Origin of the sequence: Chelativorans composti (assembly GCF_039541695.1) — a bacterium.
Classification (GTDB): domain Bacteria; phylum Pseudomonadota; class Alphaproteobacteria; order Rhizobiales; family Rhizobiaceae; genus Chelativorans; species Chelativorans composti.
The window spans coordinates 84,167-98,222 of the sequence record NZ_BAABGS010000071.1; the positions used below are offsets into that span (position 1 = coordinate 84,167).

Genomic DNA, 14,056 nt, shown 5'->3' on the forward strand with positions numbered 1-14,056 from the left:
TTCAAGACTCGGAAGTGATTCTCTCAGATCGCTACATCGAAAGGGGCTTCCGGGATGATCGTTCTGGGGGCCTTTTTCTTTGCCTTTTCCTCGTTTCCGTTCCTGTTCCTCGTTTCACTCTGCCAGTTCAGTCACGGTTTGATTCGTTACTGCTCTGCCTTTCCCTCCTCTTCGCGTGCAAACTCCGCATGAATTTCCGGCAGACGGCGCGCCAGATAATCGGCGAAGCCCCTGCCCGCACTCTCCGGAATGGTGAACCTCACGGCCTTTCCGGATCTTGTCAGCTCGGCGATGGTTGCCTTGCCATCAACCGAGGAAATGGTCTGCCCATCCTGCCCTGCCCTCGACCTGCTCCGCGCGGCGGCTTCCAGCGTATTGAACAGCCTCTGGAAGCGGGTATCGCTGTCAGCCGAGAGGAAATCCGGAGAGCGGATGGTTTTTCCGGCCAGCCCCAGGCTGTCCTTCTGCAGGAGTTCCCCGAGCGCCATCCAGCGCGGCCGGCCGGCCTTCGGCGCGGGTCCCACGGCACGCACCACCTCGAGCGGCACCATCTCCGCAACCTGCAGCAGGCGGGTCATCTCGGATTTGTGGACGGAAAGTGCGGCCTGCGCCGTGGCGCGGTCGAAGCCGTGGTCAATCAGCGCCTTGGCGAAAACGGCGCGCTCGATGAAGCTCAGCGCCCGACGCTCGGCATTTTCCTTGCCCTGGGCAACGACGAGATCGGCATCGCTCAACTGGCGGACGATTGCGCGCACCGGAATGCCGAGCTCCCGCGCGGCCAGAACGCGGCGATGGCCATAGGCGATCTGATAGATCCCCCTGGCTGCCTTGTCCGGATCCGGATGCGGACGAACCAGCACCGGCACCTGCTGTCCGTGCTCCTTCATGCTGTGGACGAGGGCAGCGAAGTCCTCGTCGTCCCGGGCGCCGTCAGTCAATCGGTCATGATAGGGCGACCGCTCCAGATGAGCCGTGTCGATCTCGACCACCTTCTCGCCGGATGCAAGCGTCTCGCGAAGCTTCTTTGCCTCCTGCACCTGCTCCGACAGGGAGCCGAGCGACAGCCCCATGGCCTTCACCGCCCCGGAGGTGGTACGGCGCGGCGGAATCTGCGGAGCCGCTGAAGACGCGGGCGTCGTGGGCGTGACCGGCGCATCTGCCGGTGTCCCCTCCCCCTTCGGCGCGGGCTCGGCGCCTGCAAAGATCGAGCGAAGTCTGTCTCTGCGCGTGTTCATCACTCTGTCCCCCCGCGCGCATCATGTCCCGAACCCGAGACCCGGGGATAAATAATTCTGCACGACACCACAGCCGAACCATTGGCGTGGCTGACCGGCGGGGTGCCAGTCCTTCGGTTGACAGCTGTCAACGCAGTTGCGTTCATGGCGTCCTCCCCCATGATTGCAGCAACAGCGCCTCGATTTCGCCGTTCACCGCGTTCAGAGACTCAAAGGCGCGATCGTAGGTCGCGCGGTTGAAGTTCTCCCGCCCAACCTCATAGAGGGTCTGCTTGGAAAGACCCGCATCGGAAATCGCCGTCGACTTCAGCATCGGAGAAATCAGCACTCGATCGCCGAACTGCGTGCGAAGGAACCCGGCAATCTGCGCCTGCGGACCATCGTTGGGCTCATAGCGCGTGATGAGATAGCGCAAGAAATCGAAATTGAGCGTCCCGCCGGCCTCACGCACGACCGCCAGGAGATCGGAGGTCATGAACAGGAACTGGCTCATGGACGCCACGTCCAGCATCTGCGGATGGACGGTGACGATGACCGCTGTTGCCGCGCATAGAGCGCTCAGCGTCAGGTAGCCGAGCTGCGGCGGGCAGTCGATGACCACCACGTCATAGTTCTCTTCCACCGAAGCAATCGCCTGCTGCACCCGGGTGAAGAACAGATCGTCGGTGGAACCGTCCGGACGGCGGGCGAGATGCTGCGGCGTCGTGTGTTCGAACTCCTGCAGTTCCAGATTGCCCGGAACCAGGTCCAGGCCGTCGAAATAGGTCTTGCGGATGATCTGCGCCAACGGCACCCGCTCCTCGTCATAGCGGATGGCGCCATAAAGCGTATCGTTACCGGTCAGATCGAGCTCCGGCTGATAGCCGAACAGCGCGGACATCGAGGCCTGCGGATCGAGGTCAATCGCGAGCGTGCGGTAGCCCTGAAGCGCAAGATACTGCGCGAGGTGGGTGGAGGTGGTGGTCTTGCCCGAACCACCCTTGAAGTTGGTGATGGCGACCACCTGCAGATGCTCGCCGGGCTGACGCCACTTGAGATACTGCCGGGCCTTCGCCCCACCCTGCGAAGCCAGGTAGCGCCGAAGCGCATTGATGTCGGCGAGGGTATAAAGCCTACGCCCGCCCGCGCCAATCTCTGGCATCGGGCCGTCGCCGGAGATCGACAGCTGGCGCAGATAGCCGTCGCTGACGCCGATCAACCGCGCCGCTTCGCCACTCGTGAAAGGGCGCAGCGTCTTCTGCGCGGTCGGCGGGAAAAGCCGATCCCGCAACGCCGCAAGCTGCGCAGACAAAAGTTCCGCGTCAGCGGCAATCTGCCGATCCGCAGGTTCTCTTGTTGTGCTGTCGATCGCCAATGCCATGTTTCCCTTGCACGCGTAGAGCCGCCTTCGGACACCCGACGCGACTCAGTGCCATTGATTCAAGTTTACGCGAACTTCCCTGAACTTACAGCCCCGACCGCGAGTTACGGCAATCGGTGCTGCTTACTCACAAAAACCGTAGATAGACTGTGAGTAACGCTGATTCCTGTCAAGGAATTTAGGGTTAACGCAAATTTACCTTTATGCAACTCAACGCCTTGAGTTCCCGCGCAATTCTGCGCCGCTGCAAACCCGTCGCGCCACTGGCCCACAAAAACGAGGCTCTCATTTCGGCCATGTCGTGCAAGTCCAGGCCCGTTGACAGCTGTCAACGCCAACCCGGCCTGTGCGATGAGAATGACGACCAACCCAGGTTTTTGCGATCCCTGATCAACGAAGCACCGGCCGCTCAAGCCCGCGCAACACGCCACGCTAGCCAACCAACGGAGCCGTTTTTCCGCTGCGCCTTATCCACCCCATTGGGGTGATTGTGGGCAGCCTCAGAGTACGGCAGGGCAGGGCAGGGCAGGGGAAGAAGCTGCGGGAGCAAAATCCGTCAACTCGCATTCGACATGCGCCGGACTGCGCAGCAACAACACAGCACAAACGAAAGGGCGCCTTCGGCGCCCTTCCAGTAAACTTGCGATTGTCTGGCCTCAGCCGCCGAAGCCTTCGTCCGCCAGAACCTTGCGCGCGGCCGGACGCGCTTTCAGGCCCTCGAAATAGGTCTTGATATTTGCGGGCACCTCGATCTTGAACAGGTCAATCACCCAGAACAGGAGGTAGAAGAGGGCGCTGTCAGCGATGGTGAAGTGATCACCAATGGCGTAGGACCGGTCGCCGATCTGCTTGGAGACATGCTCCAGGCCCTTGGCGATGATCTCGCGCCCCGCGGCGCGAACGGCTTCCTGCTCCGACTCGATGGACGAAAACTTGTCCGGCCGGAACAGCCGCGAAAAGCCCTGCATGTGGAGCGTGGCGACCACATAATCGACCAGCTCAAGCGTGCGCACCTCGCCCTCGAGGTCCGCCGGCAGCAGCTTCTTGTCGGGATTGGACTTGGCCAGCCACATGGCGATGGCCGGATATTCCGTCAGCAGGGTGTCATCATCCCGCAGCAGGGCAGGGACCTTGGACTTCGGGTTCAGCTTGACATAGTCCGGCGCATATTGCGCGCCCGACTTCAGATCAACGAGAGACAGCGAATAGGGCTTGCCAATCTCCTCGAGCAGCAGGTGAATGCCGAGAGAGCAGGCACCAGGAGAATAGAACAACTTCATCAAAAAACTCCGGAACGTTAAACATCCATTGCACGACGCCGGCCTTTCGGCGAATCGACGTCGCCGGCTAATTATTATCGCGCAAATCTGTTTCGGTTTGCCGTTCACGAAAGCGCGAGCGGGAGTATTTGTGCCATTGCCGCACGGCCCAAAGGCGGCGGTGCCGACAAACCATCTGGCTGTGCCCGGCTAACGGCGACTGTTGCGCAGGCAGGCTCTCCCCCGTTGTTCAACGCTATCCATCATTGTTTTCGCCCGCACTGCAATTGAACATCCTCAGTCAGTAGATTGGAGGCAGATACCGACGCGATCCTGTTCCACGCCGAGCCAAAGCTGCGATGTGCCTATCACCGATACGTTCCATTTTCTACGACCCTAGCCAAGTTCTCTCGGATCAGACTTCCCCCAACAGCGCTGAAGCCTCCTCGCCAGGCGAAGCGAGTGACAGTTCTGAGGTTATCCCACCGCCACCGCCTCCGCCTACACCCGCATCCACTTCCACCTTCGACGTGTCGGAGTCGGATTTGCTGACGTGGAACTCGCGCGAAACGGATGTCCTCACCTCGTTCACCAACGATGCGTCCACCTCAACCGCCGTTTGCGGCGGAACGTTTCCCTATGAGGCAACACAATACTACCTGCTGGAGGAATACCGGTTGCTTCGCCGGCTGGGCATGAACGAGATGGCAGAGCGCCTCGGCGTTCAACCGGAACAGGCAGATTGCCCGGAACCGACCCTGGAGTACGCCACCCAGGAAGAACTCGACGCGATCGCGGCATTGCCCCACCAAGAAGTTGATACCCCTTTAAAAGCGATACGGCGTCACCTCATCGAGGAGCTCCCCGGCGACCGCCGGCTTGCCCTCAACAAGCTGACCCGCCGATATGGCCTGAGCCGCGACGATGCAAATCGGGCGCGCGAGGCAATAATTGCCTTCTTGCGGGAAAGTCGCGTGACCTGGAACTTCTCCCTCGACCGGCTGGACGTCTATCAATTCGTCCAGTCACGCGGACGAATTCTTACCGCCCATGACAGATATGATGCGGAGATCGATGATGCCGGCAGCCCCGAGGAAGAGTTGGATTGTCAGATTTACCTCCGCACGCGCGTGATCGTCGAAACCGATCATTTCCACTCTCCCGACCTGTTTCCGGATCTGGCGGGGATCCACCCCGCTCGATGGACAAACCCCACGTACTTTGCCCTGGACTGGATGCAGCACCCCAATGGAGGAGCACGCCAGGATTTTGGCAGCAGTTATGTGGTGCTGAAAAATGATCTGAAACCCTTCTGCACCGTTACGCCATTCGATACATTTATCGTGCAGCACACGCGAATGGAGGCATTGCGAGAAACGGAGGCGCATCCCTTCTTCCGGTCAATCGCTGAAGCGACGGGCCTTTTCGTGGCCGACGAACCGTTCGCTGCCTGCTATTATGACGTGTCGATGTTCCCGTTCCTCGACCGGCTCATCGTGCAGCTGCTCGACCAGGATGTCCTGCCCGACGTCACGCCGAAACCAGACCCGTTCTGCCGCCTCGATCCCATCGTCGAGCGCGCCACGGACATCAAGCTCACCCCCGAGCAGAAGATTTCTGCCGAACGCGCTATCTCCTTCTACGGCGAAGATAACTCACAATACATTGAAGTACAGTGTCACCGAAACGTAAACATTTTTGACGACGCTGAATTCATCAGCTTTTCCGTTGAGGAAATTCAGGAACTTATGACAAGACCAAATGCCCTCCACTTGCTGTTCGAGAACATCAGGGAAAACACCAAGGACAGGCCCAACTTCATTCGCTACCACACGAACACGAAAGCGGAACTGAGTGCTCAGGAAGTGGCCGAGCTCGGGCTGCCGTAGGGGAGGGGCGCCAGGCCTGTATCGCCCCATTTGCCAAAGACGACTGTAGGCCTACCGTGCAAGAGGCTCGCGTTGAATGAATTGGCGAAACGTCAATCCGTCAAATTAATAAAACATACCTGTTTCCGGAATATTCAACACCAACCGGCTATTATTTCTATTCTACCATTTAGAAAGATTTATCAACAGTAATATTGTCTCCGCCGCATGTTGAAAACTGTCGTTCAATTGCGAGATTTTCTTTTAGGGACAAATGATCATGGATGAAACCAGCAGTAGTTTTGACCTGAGCAATTCGTACGGTGTAAACACGGCAGAGAAGGTCAATCGCGACGGAACGAAGGATCCCGCCAACATGGATCTCTTCGACCGCATCACAAACGCTGCCAAGCACATCGGATCCCATGTGACGGAAGTCAGCCTGACCGGCGTTGGTTTCAACTGCGGCTCCTGCCACGACCCGTATGCGGGCAGGTCAAATTTTCTTGACGACACCGGCTCGCAATTTCTGGTCTAGAGCCGAGGGCGCTCCAATGAGCATCCCGCTCACCCGCGGCAGGCAAGCTTGCCTTGCAATCGGCATGATCGTCATGCTGGGCGCGGCCGCTCTCGCGGTCGCACTTCTTCTCACGATAAGCCAACGGGATCCTGCACTTGAATTCCAGGCGCTTTTCCGCGATGCCCTGGCACGGGGGTCCACTGACGACAGTTTTCCCGTTGCCCGCTTCGCCAGAAGATATGACGTGTGCGCCTATGGCGCCAGCGATCCCCTAACAGAACGCCGCGTTGCGCGCTTTTTCGAGCTGGTCCGGAACGAGACATGGATGCAACCGAACCTGTCGTTCCGGGCGAAGGTGTCCGAATGCCCGGAGACCACGTTCTTCTATATTTTTCACCACAACGGAGAGGGTGGTTCGGCCCGCGCGACACTGGATGACCTGATGTTCATCACGGCCAGGCACGACATGGCGCTTCCAGCGGATCACCTCCGCTATATCCCGGCTCACTTGCCAGGGTTTGTCGTAACACTGGGGGTGCCGGGCAAGCCCCCCCGAATCTTTTCGGCCATCAATGGTTTCCCCGATGCGAAGTCAGAGACCGAGCGGATCCTTGCCCGCACCGTGCTTCAGCAGGAACTTTTTCAGGCTGTCCTCGTCGCGCGTGACCTTGAGGTCAAGCGTCGGCCCGTTTCCATCGTCGAGGAATGGAACATTTCAACCACGCTTCGCAACCCTCTGACGGATCCGCAGTACGCCGCCCGCTGGCTTCAGCACAATGTGCACAACATGTGCCTTTACGACATCATGCTCCTGATCACGCTCTACGCCTGGGATGAAGCGGTCCTGGAAGGCAAGCTCGGGCCGTACATCCGCTACATCCGAAATCATTACGACGAGATCGAGAAGAGGGCCCGCGCGATCCAGCAGAATCCGGGATACAATGACCTGTTCCCTGAGAAGTGTTGAGCGGGGCGTTGCAGTCCATGGCAGCCTATTGCGGCTTGCGGGTGAATGTGAGCCAGGAACCGGTCTGACCAGGGTAAGCGAAGCGCAAAGCGCAGATTTGCTTGCCAGAGCGCCCGCATTCCCTCCGGTTGCCAAGAAGAATTGGAGACACGGGGGGCGCCAGCGGCCTACCGAACACGCAAACGGCCCGGCTCCCCCTCGGGCACCGGGCCGTTTCGCTCATTCTGATCAACCCTCATGGCTCGACAGTTTCACTATGAGGGGAGGGGGCCTGCAGACTCAGGCAGCCTTCTCCTTACCGCGGCCGATGCCGAGCAGCTGGTAGAGGATCAGCGCGGCGAAGGTCGAGGTGGCGATGCCGCCAAGGGCGAAGTTGCCGATGTTGATCGTGAAGTCGCCAGCGCCGAAGATCAGCGCCACGCCCACCGTGAAAAGGTTGCGCGGGTCGGAGAAGTCAACATTGTTGACGACCCAGATGCGCGCCATGGCCGAGGCGATGAGGCCGAACACTGCGAGCGACAGGCCGGCCAGTACCGACGGCGGAATGGTCTGCAGCAGCGCACCGAACTTGGGCGAGAGGCCGAGCAGGACGGCGATCACCGCGGCGATGACGAAGACCAGCGTCGAGTAGACCTTGGTCATGGCCATGACGCCGATGTTCTCGGCATAGGTGGTCACACCCGTGCCGCCGCCAGCGCCCGCCAGCATGGTGGCAAGTCCGTCGCCCAGGAAGCCGCGACCGATATAGCGGTCGAAGCTCTGGCCGGTAATGGCGCCGAGGGCCTTGATGTGTCCCAGGTTCTCCGCCACGAGCACGATGGCGATCGGCGCGATCATGGTGATGGCCGGCCAGCTGAACTCGGGCGCGACGAAATTGGGCAGGCCGAACCACGGAGCCGCCGCCACAGAGGAGAAGTCGATGGCCGGAACAAGACCCATGCCGTTACCCAGCACCAGGACCAGCGCATAGCCAATGAGGATGGCCAGCAGCACCGCCACGCGGCGCGTCGCGCGCGGACCATAGGCCGAGATCACCGCCATGAACAGCACCGTCAGCAGCGCGATGGTGACGTGCGAGGCCGTTCCCTTGAGGCCATTGACCGCCACGGGGGCGAGGTTGAGGCCGATGGAAACGCCGATCGCGCCGGTCACCGCCGGCGGCATGAGACGTTCCACCCAGCCGGTGCCAATCATCATGACGACGATGCCGATCAGGGCATAAACCGCACCAGCGGCGACAATTCCGCCCAGCGCGAGCGCGATGTTGGGATTTGGTCCAGTGCCTGCATAGCCGGTCACTGCGATGACCGCAGCGATGAAGGCGAAGGACGAACCCAGATAGCTCGGAACGCGGCCGGCCGTGATGACGAAGAAGAGCAGCGTTGCAATGCCGGAAAAGAAGACCGCCACGTTCGGGTCGAAGCCCATGATCAGCGGCGCGACGATCGTTGAGCCGGACATGGCCAACAGGTGCTGGATGCCCATGGGAACGGCTGCCTTCATGGGCAGTCGTTCATCCGGCAGGACCATCTCGTTGTCGGTCAGACGCCAGTTCGGGAAGTATCCCATGTGAAGCCCCTCGGGTTGGAAAAATCCCGAGGTACTAGCGGCAAAATTCGGTTCGTGGCTAGTGCCACGGAGGCACTGACCGTTACAAAAGTGTTATCCGTGCGGCAGGAAAGAAATTTTCCCCATCTTTTGCGCAGTTCTGCCACCCGCACACGCGGCACGCCTGCCCGACAGGACTTAAGGCAACGCGGGCGAAACCGCAGGCAGACCTACCCGGCACCGAACCGTGATGCTTCAGGCAGCGTGCCGGGTATAACCTGTGCGCCGTCCAGGACCACCGGACGTTCAGGCGTCACTCCACCGCGACATGCCAGACGTCATTGACGCCGTCGCCGGTCATGTCGCCGGGGTTTGCATCCTTTACCCAGAGATAGAGCGGCATGCCCTTGTAGGCCCACTGGGCGGAACCGTCAGTACGCTCGACCACGGTGAAGTCGCCGTCCGGCTGTGCGCCGGCATCGGCCTTGAGAGGCGGCCAGTTGGTCGCGCAGGTGTCATAGCAGTTCGACTTTCCTGGCTCATCCCGGTCGAAAGTGTAGAGAGTCATGCCATTGGCGTCGGTGAGCACATTGCCCTTGTCCGTCGCGGAAACCTTGATCGCCCCACCGGCGTGGTCCTGCGCCTGGGCAAATGGAACGGTCATGGCCATGACAATAGCGGCGATTGCAATACGCATGCTGCACCTCCTCCTTCCACAAGGACATTCGCCCCGCCGGAACTTCCAACGCCGCAATCGTCAAATCGCTCCGTCCCAATCCACTTTTCTGCCGGAACCATCCACTGTGCCCGCTCCAGACGTATCCCGGAGCCCACTTCCGGGCCCCCATTCCGGGCGCTAATGCTGACTAGGCTGCTTTGCATCGGGAACCCCGGAACACGTGTTGCGGGCAACGACCCGCTGGAGGGAGGGTACTCCGTGTTCCGGGGCCAACCGGGCTGATGGCCCGATTTTCACTCAACCGCGATGTGCCACACGCCGCCGACACCATCGCCGCTGGTTTCACCCGGCTTCTTGTCGCCGGCCCAGAGGTAAAGCGGCTTTCCGTTGTAGGCCCACTGCGATGTACCGTCCTTGCGCTTGATGACGCTAAATTTGCCCTTCGGCATGGCGCTCGTTTCCGCCTTCAGGGGTGGCCAGCTGACAGCACACTCATTGTAGCAGTCGGACATGCCCTGCTGTCGTGATCATAGGTGTAAAGCGTCATGCCATGGCTGTCGGTCAGGATCTTGCCCTTCTCGGTCGCCGAAACCATGACGACTCCGCCGTGCATCGTCTGCGCGAAAGCGACAGGAGCTGCGACAACGAGGAGCGTTGCTGCAATTAACGTACGCATCCGAATTCTCCCTTGAGTGAAGCGGTTTAGCCCACCGGGGAAGGAAGTTCGGAGCAGATAAACGGTTCCTGCCTGACAGCTAAACTCGACGTTATCCCTTCGTGACAGATCTCCGGGTGCAGACACGACACCCGCCATTGTTTGCCGCGCCCGAAAGGGCAGGGGTATAAACCCCGCCGCAGGCAGACTGCAGTGGTCTGGTTCAGGGTAGGCTGCGATACAACCGCTTACTCACCGGACTCGACCTGGTCGGGCGAGGCCTCCTCGGGCTCGCTGTTCCGACGCCTCACGCGCACATGCGCTTTGATAGGCAGATGGTCGGATGCGATACGCGCCAGCGGACTGTCGTGTACCTCAATCCGGGAGACGATGTTCGAGGGGCTCGCCAGAATGCGGTCGAGCGGCCAGATCGGGAAACGGGCCGGAAAACTGGCCAGGTCCGCTTCCAGGGGACCGAACTTGGGCGCAAGAGCCCGCAGGGACGAGCGGCCGCCGAGACGCCACTCGTTGAGATCCCCAACCAGCAGCGACGGCCGGCCATCCTTCGCTTCGGCCGCGGACAAAAGCGTGCGCACCTGCTTCTGCCTGGAACGCCGGAGCAAACCTAGATGGGCCGCGATGATGCGGATGGCGCCGACGGGAAGCGACAGGTCGACCAACAGGGCGCCCCGCGGCTCCGCACCCGGCAGGTCGAACTGGGCCAGGAGTTCCACCTTCGCATTGCGGGCCAGAACGATGTTTCCGTGCCAGCCGTGGCTGTCGCGGATGCCGACCACGCCAACCGGCGCGAGCCCCGTGTTCTTCTCGATCCAATTCAGATCCAGGAGACCCGAACGCTGGCCGAAGCGCTGGTCGACCTCCTGGAGAGCAATGACGTCCGCCTGCAGCTCGGCGATGACTTCGGCCGTTCGGGCGGGGTCAAATCGCCGGTCAACGCCCACGCACTTGTGCACGTTGTAGGAAGCGACCACCAGATCGCCGGGCTCGTTATGATGGTTCTCGTCGACAAACGCCTTGCGCTCCTGCCGCAACGTGGAGCGGACGAGGGGAACCAGTTTCTTGCGTGGCTTCACGTTCAGTTGCAATGGAGCGACCTTCTCTCGAAGCATGTCCCGCAAGAATTCTCGCCGGTCACGCCTTAATACATGTAGCCAATTTGGCGTTCCATACCAATATTAGCACACACGTGGCGGTTTTGCTGCAATCGGTTTCAACGATCTCAGGCGGATGGCAGATCCAGTCATGCATATCGCGGTCATCATCCTGGCTCCCCTACTTCCCCTGATGATCGCTGTTGCCCTCGTCCTGCGCTCCTATCGGCGTTTCGTCGAAAATGCCCGCGGCCCGGTCTCAATGGCAATCCCGGTCAAGGACGGCGAAACGGCTCTCGACCGCTCCATCGCGGCCATCACATCCCGGCAGCCCGGCCTGACGGGCATGGCGCTCATCTCGGACAATGTCGACGCCTTCGCCTGCCGCGCCCTTTCTGCCCGAAACGCAGGGCGCAGCCTTGACCTCATGTATTATTACTGGAAGGACGATCTCACCGGCAAACTGCTTTTTCAGGAAGTGCTGGCGGCGGCCGACCGGGGCGTGCGGGTCCGCATCCTGCTCGATGACATGAACACGCTGGGCCGGGAACCGATCTATCGCGCGCTGAGCCAACATCCCAACATCGCCCTCCGGCTCTTCAATCCGGCACGCTCGCGCACGAATGCCGTGAGCCGCGCCCTCGAACTCATGCTGCGCGCCGTCTCGGCGAACCGCCGCATGCACAACAAGGCATGGATTGCCGATGGGCGGCTTGCCATCGTTGGCGGGCGCAACATCGGCGATGCCTATTTCGACGCCTCGCCGGAGGCCAACTTCCGGGACATGGACCTGCTGCTGGTGGGACCGGCCGTCCGGCAGACCGAGGCCATCTTCGACAGCTTCTGGAACAGCGATGCGGCCCTGCCGATCCACAGCCTGCTGCCGCGCCGCCATCGGCTGGCGCGCGAGCGGCGGAAGATTGCGAAATACCTCGCCCATCACGACCATCTCACCTATCTCGAGGCGATCAGGAAGATCGGCGCCAGCGCCGAACTTCTACCCGGCAGGCTCACGTTTCACTGGAGTGATGACGTGATGGTGGTTTCCGATCCGCCCGGCAAGGTTGCCGGCGGGCACACCGCCGCATGGCTCAAGCAGACCATCTTTCCCGTGATGTTCTGCGCCACGCGCAGCCTGCACATCATCTCACCCTATTTCATTCCGGGGAATGAAGGCGTGGAGCAGTTGCTGCGTCTCAGGGAAGCCGGCGTGGATGTCCAGGTTTCCACCAATTCCCTCGCGGCGACCGACGTGGTGGCGGTCCATGGAGCCTATGCTCGCTACCGGGCGCGACTGCTCGCGGGAGGCGTGGGACTCTACGAGCTCCGCCCCCAGATCCACCGCAGGGAAAGGCCCTCGCTGTTCGGCTCCAGCAGGGCGGCGAGCCTGCACACCAAAGCCTTCATCGTCGACGAAACCTATGGCTTCATCGGCTCCTTCAATTTCGATCCGCGGTCCATCTCGCTCAACACCGAAATGGGTGTGCTGTTCAAGAGCCCGCCCCTTGCCCACGAGATGGAAGTGGTCTTTGCCCGCCAGACGAGTCCGGACGAAAGTTTCCGCCTCGTCCTCGACGGTAATCGCATCTCATGGATCGACGATCCCACCGGACCAGCCATCGCCATCCGTGATCGCGAACCGGAAGCGAGCTGGACGCGCCGATTTCTTGCCTTCGCAATCACGCTGCTGCCGATCGAATCGCAGCTGTAGGCAAACGCGGGCATCGGAACATCACAAGCCGCCGCTTCCAGTGCGAGCTCCCGCCAATGCCCACCAGACCGTCCCTTGAGGCGTTCGGTCCCTGCAGAATCCTTCTGCAGGCATGCACATGGACATGGTGAAGAAGCCAATTACCGGGGCCACCGTTTCCGGCGCCGGAGCAAGTTAACCTCTCGCAAGCCGAACACTCGGGGGAGGCCGCTCCCCAAATCCGCGGAAGCGGGATACCGGGTTGCTACCATCCTTCTCGATGGTGGCCAGAACCTACCGGGCTCTGAACCACCTGACCGATTTCGGCGGCCGCGGGTTCAGCGGAAAACCGGAGCCGGACAACGCTTATCCTGCGCGTTGCTAATCGTTCACGCGGCAGAAGATGGCGATCGCCCGAAGCTTGTAGGGCTCGACCCGACCTGGATCAGACTTTGCCTCGCACACCCATCTCGTACGATTGTTCTGCGGTCTTGAGACCGTAATGGCCGCTGTCTGGCGATCCCCAAGCGTACCGGTCGAATCGCCCACGTCGAAGATCTCGCATCCACCACCCGTCCCAATCCAACTTGAGTCCATCGTTGCCTTTTTCAGCGCTGTCACCGTCTGGGTGCCTACGGCTGCGGTCGGCGTTTCGGCAATTGCCGTGTCGCACTGTAACGACGCTGAAAACGCTGCGGATGCGCCCGCGGCAAGGAAAGTCACAGCGAGTGCGGTACTCTTCAAGAACTTTGCTAGCATGCGACTACCCATGAGCTCCCTGTTTATAATGCTTGCTCATCCTGGCCGCACCCGCCTGCCCGTGGACAAACTGAACGCGCGGTCGCGCTGAGCCTCGGGCCCCGACCCATGCAGCCTTGTCAGCCCTGCCAAGAAGACCCGCCGCGCCCGCGAAGAACACCGTCATTGGTCTGGATTCGCCCTACCTGCCCGCTGGCGACAATGACAGCTGCAGCCCTAGCCGACCTGCCGCGGCGTTGCGTTCCCGTTCGCCTGCCGGCATTCACCTGCGGTTTGCCTAGACGAATGGATTCGTGCTTCTCCTCACCCTTCCGGTTATGAAGCCGACGCCTTGATCTTGCGCCGGCAGCAGCCAATGCAAGCAGAGCAGCAACGTCCTTTTCAAAGTAGCATCCGGGCGTGAG

12 protein-coding genes are annotated in these 14,056 nt (G+C 60.8%); 4 read left to right on the forward strand and 8 right to left on the reverse strand.

Annotated features, from left to right (window positions below; genetic code table 11):
- Positions 1-146: 146 nt before the first annotated feature.
- The 3 genes from repB to ABD906_RS13080 form a co-directional block, all read right to left on the reverse strand.
- Complete coding sequence (gene repB, locus ABD906_RS13070; RefSeq protein WP_345099859.1) at positions 147-1,235, reverse strand: plasmid partitioning protein RepB; 1,089 nt, start codon at positions 1,233-1,235, stop codon at positions 147-149.
- Positions 1,236-1,377: 142 nt separating this feature from the next.
- A complete protein-coding gene (gene repA, locus ABD906_RS13075) occupies positions 1,378-2,595 on the reverse strand; it encodes a plasmid partitioning protein RepA (protein ID WP_345099860.1) in 1,218 nt (405 codons plus the stop codon).
- Positions 2,596-3,251: 656 nt separating this feature from the next.
- A complete protein-coding gene (locus tag ABD906_RS13080) occupies positions 3,252-3,875 on the reverse strand; it encodes a glutathione S-transferase C-terminal domain-containing protein (RefSeq protein WP_345099861.1) in 624 nt (207 codons plus the stop codon).
- A 524-nt stretch (positions 3,876-4,399) separates the two neighbouring features.
- On the opposite strand from ABD906_RS13080, the gene ABD906_RS13085 reads away from it, so the two are divergent.
- From ABD906_RS13085 to ABD906_RS13095, 3 genes are all read left to right on the forward strand, one after another.
- Complete coding sequence (locus tag ABD906_RS13085; RefSeq protein ID WP_345099862.1) at positions 4,400-5,743, forward strand: hypothetical protein; 1,344 nt, start codon at positions 4,400-4,402, stop codon at positions 5,741-5,743.
- A 259-nt stretch (positions 5,744-6,002) separates the two neighbouring features.
- A complete protein-coding gene (locus ABD906_RS13090) occupies positions 6,003-6,260 on the forward strand; it encodes a hypothetical protein (protein ID WP_345099863.1) in 258 nt (85 codons plus the stop codon).
- 16 nt (positions 6,261-6,276) lie between these two features.
- Positions 6,277-7,209 (forward strand): hypothetical protein, encoded by a 933-nt coding sequence (locus ABD906_RS13095; protein WP_345099864.1) that lies wholly within the window; start codon positions 6,277-6,279, stop codon positions 7,207-7,209.
- 279 nt (positions 7,210-7,488) lie between these two features.
- Here ABD906_RS13095 and ABD906_RS13100 read toward each other — a convergent pair whose 3' ends face one another.
- The 5 genes from ABD906_RS13100 to ABD906_RS13120 all read right to left on the reverse strand — a co-directional run bounded on the left by ABD906_RS13100 (position 7,489) and on the right by ABD906_RS13120 (position 11,221).
- Positions 7,489-8,778, reverse strand: coding sequence for a solute carrier family 23 protein (locus ABD906_RS13100; RefSeq protein WP_345099865.1), 1,290 nt, complete (start codon positions 8,776-8,778; stop codon positions 7,489-7,491).
- Between the two features lie 292 nt (positions 8,779-9,070).
- Positions 9,071-9,454, reverse strand: a complete 384-nt coding sequence (locus tag ABD906_RS13105) for a COG4315 family predicted lipoprotein (protein ID WP_345099866.1) — start codon at positions 9,452-9,454, stop codon at positions 9,071-9,073.
- A gap of 275 nt (positions 9,455-9,729) precedes the next feature.
- The gene (locus tag ABD906_RS13110; protein ID WP_345099867.1) at positions 9,730-9,885 is read right to left on the reverse strand and encodes a COG4315 family predicted lipoprotein; all 156 of its coding nucleotides are present in this window, start codon (positions 9,883-9,885) and stop codon (positions 9,730-9,732) included.
- Positions 9,886-9,902: 17 nt separating this feature from the next.
- Positions 9,903-10,112, reverse strand: a complete 210-nt coding sequence (locus tag ABD906_RS13115; RefSeq protein ID WP_345099868.1) for a COG4315 family predicted lipoprotein — start codon at positions 10,110-10,112, stop codon at positions 9,903-9,905.
- 227 nt (positions 10,113-10,339) lie between these two features.
- Complete coding sequence (locus ABD906_RS13120; protein ID WP_378188941.1) at positions 10,340-11,221, reverse strand: endonuclease/exonuclease/phosphatase family protein; 882 nt, start codon at positions 11,219-11,221, stop codon at positions 10,340-10,342.
- Positions 11,222-11,339: 118 nt separating this feature from the next.
- On the opposite strand from ABD906_RS13120, the gene ABD906_RS13125 reads away from it, so the two are divergent.
- Positions 11,340-12,914, forward strand: coding sequence for a phospholipase D family protein (locus tag ABD906_RS13125; RefSeq protein ID WP_345099870.1), 1,575 nt, complete (start codon positions 11,340-11,342; stop codon positions 12,912-12,914).
- Positions 12,915-14,056 lie beyond the last annotated feature (1,142 nt).